Below are 16,762 nucleotides of genomic sequence, written 5' to 3' on the forward strand. Positions count from 1 at the left end.
GGAGCGGACCCATGTCCGCGTTTTGTACCGCTCGGTTCTAAGTCAACCGTAGCAGGATTCTGTACCGATCGGTTGGTGAGCTGGACCACGTTCTGTACCGATCGGTACATCGGATGTAGGAAGCACTCGACGGACACTGCCGGCCACCGGCACCGCGCCGCCCGCCCGAGCCGGCCGGCCCGGTCCACCCGGCCCTAGTGGGGCCGCCAGGTGGCGGCGGCCCGCCGCAGCCGGTCGTTGACCGCCCGGCCGACACCGTTCTCCGGCACCGGCTCGGCCACGATCTCGCCGACGCCGGCCGCGTCCAGCCGGTGCAGCGCCTCGAAGAGTCGTGCCGCCGCCTCGGTCAGGTCACCGGAGACCGAGAGCACCTCCACCGCCGCCCAGTCGCCCGCCGGCCGGTCCCGAAAGGCCAGGTAACCCCGCCGCTCTCCGCCCTCGGCCGGCGGCTCACCGGCGCCCAGCAGCCGCAACGGCGTACGCGGGGCATAGTGGGCGGCCAGCGTACCCGGCGCCACCGGCTGCCCCGAGCTACCCGGACGGATCGTCACCGGGCCGGTCACCTTCTCCAACTCCTCGACCGGCAACGCGCCGAGACGCAGCACCACCGGACGCTCCCCCCGGGCGTCCACAATCGTCGACTCGATCCCACAGCGGGTCGGCCCACCGTCGAGCACCACGTCCACGGCGGCGCCCAGCCCGCGTACCACGTGCTCGGCCCGGGTCGGGCTGAGCTGACCGAACCGGTTGGCGCTCGGCGCGGCCACCGGCACCCCCGCTGCCGCGATCAGCCGCCGCGCGTACTCGTTGTCCGGCACCCGCACCGCCATGGTCGCCAGCCCAGAGGTGACGATCGGCGGAACCACCGCCGGCCGGTCCACGATCAGTGTCAACGGCCCCGGCCAGAACCGCGCCGCCAACGCGGCCACCGCCTGCGGCACCGCCCCGACCAGCGGCTCCAGGTCGGCGACGTCCGCCAGATGGGTGATCAGCGGATCGAAGCTGGGCCGTGCCTTCGCCTCGAAGATCCGGGCCGCCGCCCGCGCGTCCAACGCGTTCGCCCCCAGGCCGTAGACGGTCTCGGTGGGAAAAGCCACCAACCCGCCGGTACGCAGCACGGACGCCGCCTCGGCGAGATCACCGTCGGCGGGCAGGACACGAGGAGAGCGGCTGTTCACGCCCTCGACGCTAGCCTGCGACCACCGGATTCCCGCCGCAGCCCCGGTAAAGTCCAGATCGACTCGCCCTGGCCCGGCCCGCATCCGGCAGCCCCGTCCTCCCCTGCCACCCGCGATCAATGCAGCTTCCGCCTCCTGCTCTCGAATCCGACATAGGGAAGGATGAGCGTCATGCTGCGATCGCCTCGTGCGCTCCTGTTGGACTTCGGTGGCGTCCTGGCCGACGCTCCGCGACAGACACCGGCTCCACCGGGCCTGGTTCGGCGGCTGTCCGACCTGGTCGGCGACACCGTTCCGGTCGAGCAGATCACCGCAGACCTGACCGAGGGCAGCAGGGCCTACGCCCGGTGGCGCGACGACGCCGGCCGCACCGACGAACCGATCGAACTGCCACACACCCAGGTGTGGGCGGACTTCGTGACCCAGGCTTGGCCCGAGCAGGCCCGCACCGCAGTCGAGGAAGCGGCGACCCCGCTGGCGTACGCCTGGGCCTGGCGACCGGAATGGCAGATCCGTCCCGGAATCCCGGAAGCGTTGCGGGCCGCAGCGGATGCGGGCCTGCCCATGGCGGTGGTCAGTAACGCGCTCTGCGGAGCCGCGCATCGGGACTTCCTCGCCACCGCCGGGCTCTCCGACCTCTTCGCGGCCGAGTTCTACAGCGACGAGGCCGGACTCCGCAAACCCAACCCCCGGCTGGCCTGGTTGGCCGCCGACTCCATCGGCGTACCGATCAGCGAATGCTGGTTCGTCGGAGACACCGTGCACCGCGACATCGCCTGCGCCCGTCAGGCGGGTGCCGGTGCCGCGATCCTCATGCGCTCACCTCGCACCGACCACGAGCCGCCCCACCCCGACCTGCAACCAGATGCCCGAGTCGAGGACGGTCACGGCCTCCTCGCCCTGCTATCAGGTCACGAAGCCTGACCGGTGAACTGACCCCGGACCCACGACTCACCCTGGCCGCCGCCCTCGGCCTACCCCACCTTCATCACGCTCCACGAACAGACGGACCCCGCCCATAGACTCGAATGATGGTGACCGGGCAGGGTCGCAGACTGCGGTGGCTGGCCGGCGTCGCGGTCGTCGCCGTCGTCGTGGCGGCGTGCCTGGTCATCGGATTCACCGTCCCGCCCACCGCGAACACCCGCGAGCTGCCGCAGTCGATCACCGTAAACGGCGTTGGCTACGACCGAGTCCACTTGGTCATGCTGAAGACGACCTCCCAGAACTCGGTGGCCGTCCAGGTGCCGGCGACCTCGCGACCGATAGTGGTGCGTGCCTCCTGCCGGCTCCCCGTCCTACACACCAACAGCGCGAGGTCCGCGCTCAAGCTGGGAATGTCGTGGACGCACACTGGCGGAAGCGCGGCCGACATCCCGGACACCCAAGGCGCTCAATTCCTTGTCTGCCCGCACCGTCACGGCCCGGAGCTGACGCAGACCATCGACCCTGCCTGGTTACCGCGGGACGGGGACCAGCTCCGGCTCGAATGGCAGCAGCTGGACACTTTGGCCGACGCCCCCTCGGACTCTCCCACGTCCTGGGCGCTGGCCGTGTACACCGCGCGCTAAGGCACCGCCCGCTATGTGATCAGCGGCCCGGCGGACGTTCCAGCGAGCCGACGAGGCCTGGCATTCCTGCCTGCAAATGACGCATCGGTCCAGTCGGCCAGTCCTGCTGCGGAGACCCTGGCCACTCGGGCGTTGAACTCGCAGCGGAAGTTGGTGGAGCCCAGGGGACTCGAACCCCTAACCCCTGCCTTGCAAAGATCAAGACCTCTGTCGGCTGGCGTCGGTGACCGTGGCTGGCCTGCTCGCTGTGTCGCCTACCGTCGGCCCCTGACCGCGTCCGTCGGTCGTCTTGGCTGTACGGATGGCTGTACAGCCGTCAGGCCTCGCGGTCGCTCCTGGCGTGCTTGCGTCGCTCGTCAAGCCGCCGCAACTTACGGAGGTACTGCCCGGCGTAGGACCGCTGCGCATCGTCCACCGCCTGCGCGTCCGGGTCCGCGAACGCTTCGTAGTACGCGACCTCAGACGGGTCACGGTCGTACTCGATCAGCCGACCGAGCACCTGGGCGTCATGAGCCAGCGGCACTCTCTTCGCCACCTCTTCGCGCCAGATGTGCCCGCTGCTGTCGTCTTGCACATGGCAAATGGTAAGGCCAAGCAGCTCGGCAGTATCAGTTCGGCAGGACGAAGCCGGCCACTTCGTCCCGAACGCCAGCACGGTGCACCCTCGGCTGTCGGCCGTTGTCGTCTGGCGCCACTGAGCCTGCCCGTGGTGCCAACCAGCGCCAGGCGTCGTTGGCGACTGCTGGCTGATTAGCTGCCTCTGCGCTGCCTTTGTCCATGCATCACTTGATCGGCCCACGCACCTTAGCCTCACCTGACCTGCTGGCCCGAAATGGCATACCCTGCCCGGTCCTGCGTCTCGTCGGGGTCACGCGCAGCCCCCTACTGATCGAATCACTTCGATGTTACTGGGGATTGAGGGTATCCACCGCCCCAAACTCGCCCCGCGAAATCAAATCAGCCACTATGGAATCCGTCTTAAGTAAATCAGAAACAGTCGTTAGAGCAATCAAGCCATGAACCGGCCCTCGCTCGACCGCCCGATAGTCATCCAATAGGCGAGAAATCAGTCGCCTAACCGAGAGCACGGTCTTCTCGGAGGGGTTTTGGTTGAACACAAATAACACTACAGGCTTAACATCGGCATGCAGTTCAGTGGCAGCCACGTCCTTTACTTGAGACATCCACCGAAGGCTCTCTTGGAATCTGCGGCGGAAGTGAGTAAGCCAATCAGGGCGGACGAGCACTGTCCGAATATCAAGAATCAAGCTCGGCATATCCGGCGATCGTGACATCGCTAGCGCATCGGCCCGTACGTTACCGATTCGGACATCACGAACCATATCGAGGTGTCCCCGATAAAGAGAACGGACCTTCCGAAGAACTAGCTCCTCCGCCTCCACTTGAAGTGTCATGGCGCGGAGCTGCTTCTTACTGGCAGTCTCCTCGTCGGCCCGCTGCTCTGGAACCGAAGGCTGCGAGGGCCCCGCAGAAGTTCCGTCGTCGTCGTCGGCGGCAGGCACAGATGGCCGGCCTTCAGAATTCTCCTCTCCTACCGATTCGGCCGCCTTTTCCTCTAGGCTGACATCAGCCTGACTTGGTGACTCTTGGTGTTGCCGGGCGAGGAGTAAAGTCTCTTGATGGAACTTTTCTCGCTCCGCCTTCACGCGATCAATTTCTGCGTCATCTCTCTCGTTAAGGCGATCCTGTCGACGTTTCCACATGATGGCGCCTTTTACGACGAGCGAGGCGCCTAGAACTACTAATACCACCGATACGATCGGCCAGTAACGAATAAGCCACGCCAACTGATCCTGCTGCGAGCGAACGGCCTTCGCGGCCGACGGCGCCAGAAGTGAGATGTCTTTTTCGGACACCAGTAGGGCTTTTTGGGATCGCAATAAGAGCAGAGGTAACGCAATCCCGCTCGCAAGGGATAGGCCGCCGACACTTACAAGGAATTTGTGAAAGTCGGTGAATTGCAGCCCTGGGAGCACGGGTCGAGTGTATCGACAAGGCTCCGCCTTTGCTGATGCCATCCCGTCTGCCGCCGACCCACACCTCGGTGGAGCGGGCCAGGGCCAGGGTGACAAGGTGGAGCGCCCTACCGGACGAACGACCTTGTCACCCTGGCCCTGGTCTGCTCGGCTTGCCTGGGTCGGCGGTAGGCGGGATGGCATCCCCTCAACCACTACCACCCACGGCCGCAACCGTTCGGCAACTCCATCCTGGAGTCGTCTGGCCCCCGCCAGAGGCGACAAGGACTAACCCCAACCCGCCCTCATCCTCCGCACCCTTTCCCACCTTCACCTCTTTCCCACCTCGGACCCGTGAGCGGTCGGCGTGATTTCGTTCGGCAACTCGACCGGCCTGGCCGTCGACCGGTCCGCGCGGTTCCCGTCGTGAGGCTGGATGCGTGACGTGAGGTAGGACGTTGTCGTCCTGGTCCCGGTCGACCTCCGGGACTCGTCACCGGTTCCCTTCACGGAACCAGTGGGTGACGCGCGGGGCGGGCGTGGCTTTCGGGCCGGCTGACTTACCGCCCCGCCGCCGAAGGCGGGCGGGGCGGCGGCTCCGTCAGGAGCCGGTTACCGCGCCCGGCCCGCGCCGCGCGGAGCGCGCTTGATCTAATACAGGCCAATTCGGCAACAGATCACAGAAAGCTCCGAGTCGACCAAGGCCACACACGACACCAACCCAACCGACCGGCGCTCTGTCAGGCATCCCGTGACCCGCACCGGCGTCCGTGCAGCACGGCTGTCCGCCGCAATCGCGGCCTGACTGCTCACTCGATCGTCTTCCGCTGATCGCCGAGGTGCTCCGCTGGCTATCCGCCTACCCGCCCCACGGCTGTTCAGCATCCTGTCCCGTCTGGTCGAACCCATTCGGCAGCGCATCAGCCCGAGACGGCTTGTCCCGATCGGGACAACAGGCGCACCATCGGGACATGGGTAAGCGCCAGCGCCAGCGCGACCGACAGGTGGTCGCGGAGACGGCTGAGACGCCAACGTCCGCAGACAACCACTCGTTCACCGCCGGACGCTATCGGTTCGAAGTGATCTCGACTCCCGACCTACCCGAGCATGACCGAGCGGCAGCTGTGAGTGCGATTGCAGGTCTTGGAGCCGAACGCCTTCGCCTGCTCGATGAGTTGAACCATGTGGACGGAGCCCTGCGCCCCCGCGTTCAACATGCTGTGGCCGCAGGGGTGCCTTACCGGCGCATCGCCGAACTCACTGGCTACTCCCGATCTGCGATCAGCCGCTGGGGTCAGCCGGCCAATGACGGTCACGAGGTGACACCTAGATAGAGAAGTGGGGCTACGTCCGCTGCAACGGACGTAGCCCCTGGACCGATTCGAAGGAGTCCAGCCATGCCGAACCGACCCGCAACAAGTCTTGCACCTCAAGACCAAGACGCCACCTGGTGCCGGAACCCGGACAACCCGCGTTGCCTCTGCCCTGCCTGCCGATCAGTCTTCGCTGAGGAGGACGACCGGTGGATCGTCCAGTACCCCACGCACCCTGGAAGTCCGTACAGCGGCGCGATGCACCTGTGACGACCGCTCCGCGCCCCGCCAAGGCGTCATAGCGGTCTTGAGAGCCCTCGGTCAGGGTCGATACCTTCGGTATGTGACTACTGACCGAGGGCTACTCATTGAAGTGCACATCCAGCTCGCTCCCGCCGACGAGGAGCGGTGGGAAGCTCAGCGGAAACTGGCGAAGAGCACGGGCGCCACGTTCGACGCTCGCTCAAGCGCATGGGGACTGCTCATCGGTGATCCAGACGAGGCGCTCCGAGTCCTAGGCAAGCTCGCGAATGCTCGTGAGACGTACGGCACCGCTGTCGCTCTCCGCCTAGTGGCCGCCCCACCCGCCTGGGCTGGCCCAGTGCTCACGCCAGAGGTCTTGGACGTGCCCCTGCAACGGTCGTAGTCCAACCGAATCAGGGGACAACGTGACCGGCTTGGCTGTACGGATGGCTGCACTCGGACCGAGATCAACCAAGGAAAGTGCTGGTGGAGCCCAGGGGACTCGAACCCCTAACCCCTGCCTTGCAAAGGCAGTGCTCTGCCAGTTGAGCTAGGGCCCCGTGACGGGCGGTGCCGCCCAGGTGGTCGGAGCGTACGCGGTCAGCGCAGATCCGGCGAGGTGGTCGCCTCGTGCCAGAGAGCGCGCTCGTCGTTGGCTTCCTTCATCTTCATGGCCACCACAGCGACCACACCGACGACACCAGCCAGGATCAACAGCTTCTTGAACATCGGGGCTACCCCTCACGCTCGACGTGGCCGTCGGACCATGTGCGGTGGGGCTAGCTGGAATCGAACCAGCGACCTCAGAGTTATCAGCTCTGCGCTCTAACCGACTGAGCTATAGCCCCGCGTAGCGACGAGCAAGGTTAACCCATCCGCCCACGCCGCCCCAAATCGGGGGTCGGCCGGGCCCTGCTCAACGCCGTTGCCCCTGAACCTACCGGAGAACAGGCGGTGAGCCCACCGAGATACCTACGGCCGGCGGGGTCGTCCGGGCACAGACAGGCGGCCGTGAGAGCAAGCACAGTGATCAACTCCGTTCCGCCGGAACGGTGGCTTCCGGGACACTGCGCACCCCGCCGTTTCGGCGATACGGCGTGTGTCAGCGACGACCACGGTGCGGCAAGCGGAACGCAGTCAGCCGGGCCGACCTACGTGGTCGGCCCGGCTGCATGTGCAGAGAGCTGTCAGTCGCGCTCGGCGAGGGTCAGCTCGATGCCGCCCACCAGGTCGGCGCAGACGTTGTAGACGAACGCACCGAGCGTGGCGAGGGCCGTGAACAGCACGACGTTGACCGCGCCGATCAGCATCGAGCTGAAGATCACGCCCTTCGCGGTGATCTGGAAGCCGCTGGTGCCCTGACCACCACCGGCGTTGACCAGATCGCTCAGGCTGTCGTTCACGCTGGAGAACACACCCATCGCGTCCAAGGCCAGGTACAGCACCGAGGTCGCGACGACGATGACGATGAACAGCACCACCGACACGGCGAACGCGAACTTCATCACGGACCACGGGTCGATCCGCTTGAGGTTCAGCCGGGCCCGGCGCGGTCCGCGCGAAGCGGCCGAGCTCACCGAGGTACGCGCTGCGCGTACCGCCTCACCCACGCGCGCCGCGCCCACGGCGGCCGTGCCGACCCCCGGGGGAAGCCCGCCACCGTTCGCCGGGCGACCGGTGTTCAGCGGCCGGGTCGCGTCCGGCTTCGGGCTCAGCCCGGTCACCCGCGGCTGAGTGCCGGTCGTACCCGTACCGGCTGTCGGCAGCACACCTGTGGTGCCCGACGTCATGCCGGACGGAGACTGCCCTGCCCGAGTGGCGATCGGCTGGGTGACCGATGGCTTACCGGCGGTTGCAGTGGCGGTGGCGGCACCCGCCGCACCGGCAGTCTCGCCGCCGGCCTTCTCCTCCGCAGCATCGGCCCCCGGGTCGTCACCGGGCTTGTCGGGCGGCGGGGCCATACCGGGAGCCCGGGTGAACTTCGGGGCAGGCGCGTCGGCGGGGACCGTGGCCCGGCCTACGGCCGCGCGGCCGGTCGTTGGCGTGCCGTTCTGCGCGGCTTCCTCGTCGACCGGGTTGGCCGAGGTTCCCGCGTTCCCCGACTTCGCCTGTGTCTCCGTCATTCAACTAGTCCTGTTCGTCAGGCTCGTCGGCATTGCGAGCAATCGCCACGATAGTCACGCCATCCGGAAGGTCCATCAGCTTGACCCCCATTGTGTTCCGGTCACGCGTACGGCGTACAGGCTTCACCGGAGTCCGGATGACGCCACCGTTACTGGTGATGGCGAACAGCTCGTCGTCCGGGTCGATCACCACAGCACCGACCAGACCACCGCGCCGCTCGGTGATCTTCGCAGTCAGTACACCCTTACCTCCCCGGCCCTGCACCGGGTATTCCTCGATCGGGGTACGTTTCGCGTATCCACCGTTCGTGGCCACTAGGACGTCCAGGCCCTCCCGGACGACCTCCATGGCCAACAGCTCGTCGTCATCGCTGAACCGCATGCCGATCACACCCGAGGTGGCCCGGCCCATCGGCCGTAGCGCCTCGTCGGTGGCGTTGAACCGGATCGCCTGGGCGTTCTTGGAGACCAGCAGCAGGTCGTCGGTGGGGCCGACCAACGCAGCACCGACCAGCTCGTCCTCATCGCGCAGGTTGATCGCGATGATGCCGCCGGATCGGTTGGAGTCGAACTCCTCAAGCCGCGTCTTCTTCACCAGGCCGTTCTTCGTCGCCAGGACCAGATAGGGAGCCACCTGGTAGTTCGGAATCTCGATGATCTGCGCGATCTGCTCATCCGGTTGGAAGGCGAGCAGATTCGCCACGTGCTGACCCTTGGCCACCCTACTGGCCTCCGGGAGCTCGTACGCCTTGGCCCGGTACACCCGCCCCTTGTTGGTGAAGAACAGTATCCAGTCGTGCGTCGAGCAGACGAAGAAGTGGCTGACGATGTCGTCCTGGCGCAGCGTCGCACCGCTGACGCCCTTGCCCCCACGCCGCTGCGAGCGGTACAGGTCGACCTTCGTCCGCTTGGCGTACCCGGTCCGGGTGATCGTGACCACCACGTCCTCCCGGGCGATGAGGTCCTCCATGGAGACCTCGCCGTCGAACGGGATGATCTGCGTACGCCGATCGTCGCCCCACTTCGCGACGATCTCGCCCAACTCCTCGGAAACGATCCGCCGCTGCCGCTCCGGCTTGGCCAGAATGTCCTTCAGGTCGGCGATCTCCAGCTCCAGCTTGGCCAGATCGTCGAGGATCCGCTGCCGTTCCAACGCGGCGAGCCGACGCAGCTGCATGTCCAGGATCGCGGTCGCCTGGATCTCGTCGATCTCCAGCAGCCGGATCAGGCCCTGGCGCGCATCCTCGACCGTGGGTGAACGCCGGATCAGAGCGATCACCTCGTCCAGTGCGTCCAACGCCTTGGACAGGCCGCGCAGGATGTGCGCCCGCTCCTCCGCCTTACGCAGCCGGAACGCCGTCCGCCGCCGGATCACCTCGATCTGGTGCTCGACGTAGTAGCGGAGGAACTGGGCCAGGTTCAACGTACGCGGCACCCCGTCGACCAGCGCCAGCATGTTCGCGCCGAAGGTCTCCTGGAGCTGGGTGTGCTTGTAGAGGTTGTTCAGCACCACCTTCGCGACCGCGTCGCGCTTGAGCACCAGCACGATCCGCATGCCCGTACGCCCGGAGGACTCGTCGCGGATGTCGGCGATGCCGGCGAGCTTGCCCTCCTTGATCAGCTCGGCGATCCGCTCGGCGAGGTTGTCCGGGTTCACCTGGTACGGCAGTTCGCTGACCACCAACGCCGGCCGCCCGCGCTTGTCCTCCTCGACCTCCACCACGGCGCGCATCCGGATCGAACCCCGACCGGTGCGGTACGCGTCCTGGATGCCCGCCTGGCCGACGATCAGACCGTAGGTGGGGAAGTCCGGGCCCTTGACGATCTCCAGCAGCGCTTCGAGCGTGGTGGGCTCGTCCGCCTCCGGATTCTCCAGGCACCATTGCACCGCCGCGCCGATCTCGCGCAGGTTGTGCGGCGGGATCTTGGTAGCCATGCCGACCGCGATGCCCTCGGAGCCGTTGATCAGCAGGTTCGGAATCCTCGACGGCAGGATGGTGGGCTCCTTGGCCCGGCCGTCGTAGTTGTCCTGCAGGTCGACGGTGTCCTCGTCGATGTCCCGCAGCATCTCCATCGCCAGCGGGTCGAGCTTGCATTCCGTGTATCTCATGGCGGCAGCCGGATCGTTTCCGGGCGAACCGAAGTTGCCGTTGCCGTCGACCAGGGGGTAGCGCAGTGACCAGGGCTGGGCCATCCGGACCAGCGCGTCGTAGATGGCCGAGTCGCCGTGCGGGTGGAACTGGCCCATCACGTCGCCGACGACGCGGGAGCACTTCACGTAGCCACGGTCGGGCCGGTAGCCCGAGTCGAACATGGCGTAGAGGATCTTGCGGTGGACCGGCTTGAGCCCGTCCCGGACGTCCGGCAGCGCCCGCCCGACGATGACGCTCATCGCGTAGTCGAGGTAGGAGCGCTGCATCTCCACCTCGAGCCCGACCGGCTCGATCCGGTCGTGCGAGACGACGGCGGCCTGCGCCTCGGGGACCTCGGGCTCGTTAGGTGTGGACTCGGGGGATTCGGTCACTGTTTACCCTTATCAGACTCAGAGTCGTTTTCGTGCTGTGGATAACGGCTGTGGATAACGACCAACCTGTGGATAACTCTGTGGACCGGCGGCCGGTCGGTCAGCTCCGACCTGGCCACCGCGCCCGTCAGATGTCCAGGAAGCGGACGTCCTTGGCGTTGCGCTGGATGAACGAGCGGCGCGCCTCGACGTCCTCACCCATCAGCACGCTGAACAGCTCGTCGGCGGTTGCCGCGTCGTCCAGGGTGACCTGACGCAGGGTACGCGTGGCCGGGTTCATCGTGGTCTCCCACAGCTCCGGGTAGTTCATCTCGCCGAGGCCCTTGAACCGCTGGATGTCGTCCGGCTTGGCGTTCGGCTTCTTCTGCTGGCGCAGCGCGATCAGCCCGTCGCGTTCCCGGTCGGAGTACGCGTACTGCGCGTCGTCGCCCTTCTTGTTCCACTTGATCTTGTAAAGCGGAGGTGCGGCGAGGTAGACGTGACCCAGCTCGACCAGCGGGCGCATGAACCGGAACAGCAGGGTGAGCAGCAGCGTCTGGATGTGCTGGCCGTCGACGTCGGCGTCGGCCATCAGCACCACCTTGTGGTAGCGCAGCTTCTCCATGTCGAAGTCGTCGTGGATGCCGGTGCCCAGCGCGGTGATCAGCGCCTGGACCTCGTTGTTCTTCAGCACCCGGTCGATTCGGGCCTTCTCCACGTTCAGGATCTTGCCGCGGATCGGCAGGATCGCCTGGGTACGCGGGTCACGTCCCTGCTTGGCCGAGCCGCCGGCCGAGTCGCCCTCGACGATGAAGACCTCGGATTCGCGCGGGTCGGTGGACTGGCAGTCGGCCAGCTTGCCGGGCATCGAGCCGGACTCCAACAGCGACTTGCGGCGGGCCAGCTTGCGTGCCTGCTGGGCGGCGATCCGGGCGCGGGCGGCCTGGGACGCCTTGGTGATGATGATCTTCGCTTCGGCGGGGTTGCGGTCCAGCCAGTCGACCAACCGGTCGTTGCAGACCCGCTGGACGAAGCTTTTGACCGGGGTGTTGCCGAGCTTGGTCTTGGTCTGACCCTCGAACTGCGGGTTGGTCAGCTTGACCGAGATGATCGCCGCGAGGCCTTCGCGGATGTCCTCACCGGAGAGCTTCTCGTCGCCCTTGAGCAGCTTCTTGTCTGCGCCGTAGCGGTTGACGACGCTGGTCAGCGCGGCCCGGAAGCCCTCTTCGTGGGTGCCACCCTCGTGGGTGTTGATGTTGTTGGCGAAGGTGTAGACCGACTCGCCGTACGACTCGTTCCACTGCATGGCGATCTCGAGCGACATGCCCTCTTCCTCGGAACCGAACTCGATCACGGTCTTGTGGATCGGGGTCTTCGAGGCGTTGAGGTGGCGGACGAAGTCGGCGATACCGCCGTCGTACTTGAAGGTGACCTCGCGCAGCTTGCCGTCCTCGCCCTCGGCGACCCGCTCGTCGAGCAGGTGGATGGTGAGGCCGCGGGTGAGAAAGGCCATCTCCTGGAGGCGCCGGTAGATGGTCTGAAAGTCGAAGTCGACGGTCTCGAAGACGTCCGGGTCGGGCCAGAAGGAGACCGCCGAGCCGGTCCGGTCGGTGGGCTCGCCCTTCTCCAGCGCGGAGGGCTTGGAGTGGTCGTACTGCTGCCGCCAGACGAAGCCGTCCTTGTGGATCTCGACGGCCATCTTGGTGGAGAGCGCGTTCACCACGGAGACGCCGACACCGTGCAGGCCGCCGGAGACCGCGTACGCCTTGCCGTCGAACTTGCCGCCCGCGTGCAGCACGGTCAACGCGACCTCGACACCCGGCTTCTTCAGCTTGGGGTGCAGGTCGACCGGGAAGCCACGGCCGTTGTCGGTGACCCGGACACCACCGTCGGCGAGCAGCACCACGTCGATGGTGTCGCAGTGTCCGGCCAGCGCCTCGTCCACCGCGTTGTCGACGACTTCCCACACCAGGTGGTGCAGGCCGCGTTCACCGGTGGAGCCGATGTACATACCGGGCCGCTTGCGGACCGCCTCCAGCCCTTCGAGGACGGTGATCGACTCGGCCCCGTACTGCTGATTTTCCTGCGCTGCCACCCTCGGCCACTTTCTCGCACCCGGGCGTGCCGGCAGGCACGTCGGGCGCGGGTTCGGCGGACAGGGCGCGACGTCGGCACGCGGACCGGTACCTGGGACAATTCCGGAGTACGGGTCGAACGCGCCGGTCGCCGCGGTTGCCCGCGGATCGCGATCGGCTCGACCCGAGTCGGACAATGTTCGTGGGCCCGCACCGGGCCCACGAAGCGTCGCTCCGCACCGGGTCTTCGTCTCACACCAATCTTACTGTGCGCGGGCGACAGAACCACCACTCGGCACCCCTTCGCGGCGGCTCAGATTCACGTAGCGGGCCGAACCGCGCCGTCTGCGACTCCCCCTACACGCCAAGGCATGATCAGCCGATCTGCCGCGTGACGGCGATGCAGCCGAGGGTCCGACACTCGCCGACAGTGAGCCGGTACCGTCCACGGCGGGCGTTTTCCGGCACTCAGGTCAGCGGTCGGCCTTGATCTTTCCCGGCCAGAACCGGACGATCGACCCGATCGACACGACCCGTGCTTGTGGAGAGGTGGACACCAGATGGGGCTGGACAACGTCGCGGTCCAGTGGCCGCGGACCGGCCGCTTCTACGACCCGGTCGCACCGGCCGAGTTCGTCGATTTCGGCGACATCGTCGACGTGCCGGGGATCTCGGCGCCGACCGCCGCGCTCGCGGAGCTGATCGCGAAGACCGGCACCGTCCGGGCCACCGCGTACACCGAGGTGGTGGATCTGATCCTCGGTCTGGACGGAGTGCTCTACGCCACCGAGGCGGCCGCGGAGGACGAGGACCCGGTCATCGACCCGGACGGGTGCGCCTGGATCGCCAGCGGCATCGAGCGGTTCGTCGCCGCGCACCGGCCGCACGGCGAGGCGGTCGGCTTCGAGTCGGTCGGCATCGTGCTGCGTTCGCTGCTGTCCGACGGCCGCCTGGCCGAGCAGCAGCTGCGTTGGCTGGACAGCCGGCTGGAGGCGCTGCGCGACGACAGTGGGGCCGCACCGCAGTGGACCTTCACATGTGCGGAGTTGAGCGTGGTGGCGGCCTTCTACCGGCGCTGCGCCGACCGGGGCTTCGCCGTGTACGCCGAGTCGGCAGCGCCGCGCCGGGCCGCCCAGTCGTAGCCCGTCGTCGGCTTCCTGAGGGCTCGGCCCGGCGGCGGCCCGCAGGTCGGGTCAGCCGTAGGTGTCGCGCGGGCCGCGGCCGCGTACTCGGCGGGGCCCCCGGGACCAGGACGGCGCGGCCGGGCCGTGAATGTGCAGTTTGCGTACGACGTTGTGGCCGATCTCACGTCCGATCTGTTGCAGCAGTGAGCCGGCGAGCAGACGCAGTTGGGTCGCCCAGGCGGTGGACCGGGCTTCCACGGTCAGCTCGCCGTTCTCCAGCTTCACCGGCCGGCTGTGCTGGGCCACCTCCGGTCCGACGACCCGCTCCCAGGCACCGAAGACTGTCGCCTCGGCCGCCGGTTGTTGCCAGCCACGTGCCTTGACCAGCCGGTTCAGCACGGCGCCGAGCGGTTGCGGGTCGCGCGGGTCCGGCCCGGGGCCGGAGTAGCCGCGTAGTCGCCGCTCGCCGCCGGCACCACCGGTCGGGCGGCGGGGTCGCCCGGTCGCGGCCCGTCGGGCCTTCGCCGCGTCGAGTACCGCACGCGCCAGTTCCGGCCCGGAAACCCCGTCCGGTACGTCGGCGGGCTTCGGGTCACCGCCGTTGGCGGGGCTTTTCGGCTCATCCGGCACGGCGCACCGTCCCCTCTGCCACCTCGTACCGGGCACCGCGCAGTGCGGCGGGTACGTCGTCGGCGACGGCACAGGTCACCAGCAGTTGACTCGCGCCGCCGACCAGGTCGGCCAGCCGGTCCCGCCGTCCGGCGTCCAACTCGGCGAAGACGTCGTCGAGGACGAGCACGGGTTCGATGCCGTCGCTGCGCAGCAGGTCGTAGCCGGCGAGCCGGAGCGCGAGCGCGTACGACCATGACTCGCCGTGGCTGGCGTACCCCTTGGCGGGTAGTGGGCCGAGGCTGAGGGTGAGGTCGTCGCGGTGTGGGCCGACCAGCGTGGTGCCCCGCTCGATCTCGGCGGAGCGCTGTTCCTCCAGTGCTGCGGCGAGCACCTTGGCAAGGTTCTCCCGGTCGGTGGTCGCCTCGGTAAGCTCGACGGACGGCCGGTACGCGATCGCGGCCGCGCCGCGCCCGGCGGCCACCGCGTCGTACGCCTTGGTGACGTGTGGGGTGAGCGCGGCGACCAGTTCCAGCCGGCCGGCGAGCAGTTCGGCGCCGTGTCGGGCGAGGTGGGTGTCCCAGACGGCCAGCGTCGACAGGTCACCGCCGCGGGTACCTCCGGTCTTGCGGGCCAGGTACGCGGTGCGCAGCAGCGCGTTGCGCTGTTTGACCACCCGGTCGTAGTCGGCGCGTACGCCCGCGTAGCGGGGTTGGCGCAGCACCAGCAGTTCATCGAGGTAGCGGCGGCGTTCGGTCGGGTCGCCCCGGACTAGTTCGAGGTCCTCCGGGGCGAAGAGCACCAGCCGCAGCGCGCCGAGCACGTCGCGGGCCCGGCGGGCCGGTGATCGGCCGAGTCGGGCCCGGTTGGCTTTGCCGGGCACGATTTCCAGTTCGACCAGCAGTTCCCGGCCCTCGTGCACCACGGCGCAGCGGATCACCGCTGCGGAGGCGCCCATCCGCACCAGCGGCGCGTCGGTGGCGACCCGGTGCGAGTCCAGCGTCGCCACGTAGCCGAGCGCCTCGACCAGGTTGGTCTTGCCGACGCCGTTGGCACCGATGAGGATGTTCGGCCCCGGTTCGAGGTCGACACCGACCCGCTCGTACGAGCGGAAGTCGACCAGTTCGAGCCGGCGGACGTACACGGGGGCCGGGTGCCGGTCAGCGCTTGCGGACGGCGTGGCCGCCGAACTGCTGCCGCAGTGCGGAGACGGCCTTCAGGGCCGGCGACTCGTCCTGACGGGAGGCGAACCGGGCGAACAGCGAGGCGGTGATGACGTGCAGCGGTACGGCGAGGCGGACCGCCTCGTCGACCGTCCAGCGGCCCTCGCCGGTGTCCTCGGTGTAGTCGGTCAGCTGTGCCAGCTCCGGGTCCTCGTCGAGTGCGCGGTCGAGCAGGTCCAGCAGCCAGGAACGCACGACGGTGCCTTCCCGCCAGGACTTGATCACGCCGGGCACGTTGGTCACCAGCTCGGAGGCGGTCATCAGCTCGTAGCCTTCGGCGTACGCGTGCATCAGGCCGTACTCGATGCCGTTGTGCACCATCTTGGCGTAATGGCCGGCGCCGACCGGGCCGGCGTGCACGAATCCGAACTCGCCCTCGGGCTTGAGCGCCTCGAAGATCGGCATGAGCCGGTCGACGTGCTCCTGGGAGCCGCCGACCATCAGGCCGTAGCCGTTCTGCCGGCCCCAGACGCCCCCGGACACCCCCACGTCGACATAGCCGATGCCGCGCTCGTTGAGCCGAACGGCTCGGGGAGCGTCATCGCTGAACCGCGAGTTGCCGCCGTCGATGACGATGTCGCCCTCGCCGAGCACTTCCGCCAACTCGTCGATGGTGGCGTCGGTGACAGCGGCGGGCACCATCACCCAGACCGCCCGAGGTGCCGCCAACTTGTCGGCCAGTTCCGACGCGTTCGCAACGTCACTCAGCTCCGCGTTGTGGTCAAGACCGACCACCTCGTGCCCGGCGGCGCGCAGACGCTCGCGCATGTTGCCGCCCATCCGGCCGAGTCCTACCAGGCCGAGCTGCATCTCGTGGTTACCTT

General features: G+C 67.7%; 14 protein-coding genes and 2 tRNA genes. 4 read left to right on the forward strand and 12 right to left on the reverse strand.

From position 1 onward, the window contains the following. Positions 1-194: 194 nt before the first annotated feature. A complete protein-coding gene (locus AB0M35_RS07420; protein WP_363743028.1) occupies positions 195-1,154 on the reverse strand; it encodes an L-threonylcarbamoyladenylate synthase in 960 nt (319 codons plus the stop codon). Positions 1,155-1,349: 195 nt separating this feature from the next. On the opposite strand from AB0M35_RS07420, the gene AB0M35_RS07425 reads away from it, so the two are divergent. Together AB0M35_RS07425 and AB0M35_RS07430 are read left to right on the forward strand one after the other, a co-directional pair. Further along, the gene (locus AB0M35_RS07425; RefSeq protein ID WP_363742686.1) at positions 1,350-2,102 is read left to right on the forward strand and encodes an HAD family hydrolase; all 753 of its coding nucleotides are present in this window, start codon (positions 1,350-1,352) and stop codon (positions 2,100-2,102) included. Between the two features lie 107 nt (positions 2,103-2,209). Further along, positions 2,210-2,749, forward strand: a complete 540-nt coding sequence (locus tag AB0M35_RS07430; RefSeq protein WP_363742688.1) for a hypothetical protein — start codon at positions 2,210-2,212, stop codon at positions 2,747-2,749. Positions 2,750-3,065: 316 nt separating this feature from the next. Here AB0M35_RS07430 and AB0M35_RS07435 read toward each other — a convergent pair whose 3' ends face one another. Both AB0M35_RS07435 and AB0M35_RS07440 read right to left on the reverse strand, forming a co-directional pair. After that, on the reverse strand, positions 3,066-3,323 hold the full coding sequence (locus tag AB0M35_RS07435) for a hypothetical protein (RefSeq protein WP_363742690.1): 258 nt from the start codon (positions 3,321-3,323) through the stop codon (positions 3,066-3,068). Positions 3,324-3,654: 331 nt separating this feature from the next. Further along, the gene (locus AB0M35_RS07440; protein ID WP_363742692.1) at positions 3,655-4,746 is read right to left on the reverse strand and encodes a hypothetical protein; all 1,092 of its coding nucleotides are present in this window, start codon (positions 4,744-4,746) and stop codon (positions 3,655-3,657) included. A gap of 950 nt (positions 4,747-5,696) precedes the next feature. Here AB0M35_RS07440 and AB0M35_RS07445 point away from each other — a divergent pair. Beyond that, a complete protein-coding gene (locus tag AB0M35_RS07445; protein WP_363742694.1) occupies positions 5,697-6,059 on the forward strand; it encodes a hypothetical protein in 363 nt (120 codons plus the stop codon). A 706-nt stretch (positions 6,060-6,765) separates the two neighbouring features. Here the strand turns inward: AB0M35_RS07445 and AB0M35_RS07450 are convergent. From AB0M35_RS07450 to gyrB, 6 genes are all read right to left on the reverse strand, one after another. Continuing rightward, positions 6,766-6,841, reverse strand: a tRNA-Ala gene (locus tag AB0M35_RS07450). A 40-nt stretch (positions 6,842-6,881) separates the two neighbouring features. Further along, on the reverse strand, positions 6,882-7,010 hold the full coding sequence (locus tag AB0M35_RS07455; RefSeq protein ID WP_363742696.1) for a DLW-39 family protein: 129 nt from the start codon (positions 7,008-7,010) through the stop codon (positions 6,882-6,884). Between the two features lie 45 nt (positions 7,011-7,055). Next, positions 7,056-7,129: transfer RNA gene (locus tag AB0M35_RS07460), tRNA-Ile, on the reverse strand. 339 nt (positions 7,130-7,468) lie between these two features. Then, a complete protein-coding gene (locus AB0M35_RS07465) occupies positions 7,469-8,404 on the reverse strand; it encodes a DUF3566 domain-containing protein (RefSeq protein ID WP_363742697.1) in 936 nt (311 codons plus the stop codon). Positions 8,405-8,408: 4 nt separating this feature from the next. Further along, complete coding sequence (gene gyrA, locus AB0M35_RS07470) at positions 8,409-10,928, reverse strand: DNA gyrase subunit A (RefSeq protein WP_363742699.1); 2,520 nt, start codon at positions 10,926-10,928, stop codon at positions 8,409-8,411. Positions 10,929-11,055: 127 nt separating this feature from the next. Next, positions 11,056-13,002, reverse strand: a complete 1,947-nt coding sequence (gyrB, locus tag AB0M35_RS07475) for a DNA topoisomerase (ATP-hydrolyzing) subunit B (protein ID WP_363742700.1) — start codon at positions 13,000-13,002, stop codon at positions 11,056-11,058. Positions 13,003-13,542: 540 nt separating this feature from the next. Between gyrB and AB0M35_RS07480 the strand changes: the two genes are divergently transcribed. Then, positions 13,543-14,124: a hypothetical protein gene (locus tag AB0M35_RS07480; RefSeq protein ID WP_363742702.1), complete on the forward strand. Its 582-nt coding sequence runs from the start codon at positions 13,543-13,545 to the stop codon at positions 14,122-14,124. Positions 14,125-14,175: 51 nt separating this feature from the next. On the opposite strand, the gene AB0M35_RS07485 is transcribed toward AB0M35_RS07480, so the two are convergent. The 3 genes from AB0M35_RS07485 to gnd are packed head-to-tail and all read right to left on the reverse strand — an operon-like array spanning position 14,176 to position 16,748. After that, complete coding sequence (locus tag AB0M35_RS07485) at positions 14,176-14,736, reverse strand: DciA family protein (RefSeq protein ID WP_363742704.1); 561 nt, start codon at positions 14,734-14,736, stop codon at positions 14,176-14,178. Then, positions 14,726-15,859 (reverse strand): DNA replication/repair protein RecF, encoded by a 1,134-nt coding sequence (gene recF / locus AB0M35_RS07490; RefSeq protein ID WP_363742706.1) that lies wholly within the window; start codon positions 15,857-15,859, stop codon positions 14,726-14,728. The genes AB0M35_RS07485 and recF overlap by 11 nt, the downstream gene beginning before the upstream one ends. Positions 15,860-15,875: 16 nt before the next feature. Next, positions 15,876-16,748, reverse strand: coding sequence for a phosphogluconate dehydrogenase (NAD(+)-dependent, decarboxylating) (gene gnd / locus AB0M35_RS07495; protein WP_363742708.1), 873 nt, complete (start codon positions 16,746-16,748; stop codon positions 15,876-15,878). Between the last annotated feature and the right edge of the window lie 14 nt (positions 16,749-16,762).

The organism is Micromonospora sp. NPDC051196 (assembly GCF_040682415.1).
In the GTDB taxonomy this organism is placed as follows: Bacteria; Actinomycetota; Actinomycetes; order Mycobacteriales; family Micromonosporaceae; genus Micromonospora.

Excerpts from the sequence above, each read along its gene's own strand:
- AB0M35_RS07430 (WP_363742688.1), top strand. The coding sequence starts at position 2,210 with ATGGTGACCGGGCAGGGTCGCAGACTGCGGTGGCTGGCCGGCGTCGCG.
- AB0M35_RS07445 (WP_363742694.1), top strand. The coding sequence starts at position 5,697 with ATGGGTAAGCGCCAGCGCCAGCGCGACCGACAGGTGGTCGCGGAGACG.
- AB0M35_RS07465 (WP_363742697.1), bottom strand. The coding sequence starts at position 8,404 with ATGACGGAGACACAGGCGAAGTCGGGGAACGCGGGAACCTCGGCCAAC.
- AB0M35_RS07425 (WP_363742686.1), top strand. The coding sequence starts at position 1,350 with ATGCTGCGATCGCCTCGTGCGCTCCTGTTGGACTTCGGTGGCGTCCTG.
- AB0M35_RS07455 (WP_363742696.1), bottom strand. The coding sequence starts at position 7,010 with ATGTTCAAGAAGCTGTTGATCCTGGCTGGTGTCGTCGGTGTGGTCGCT.
- gnd (WP_363742708.1), bottom strand. The coding sequence starts at position 16,748 with ATGCAGCTCGGCCTGGTAGGACTCGGCCGGATGGGCGGCAACATGCGC.
- AB0M35_RS07480 (WP_363742702.1), top strand. The coding sequence starts at position 13,543 with ATGGGGCTGGACAACGTCGCGGTCCAGTGGCCGCGGACCGGCCGCTTC.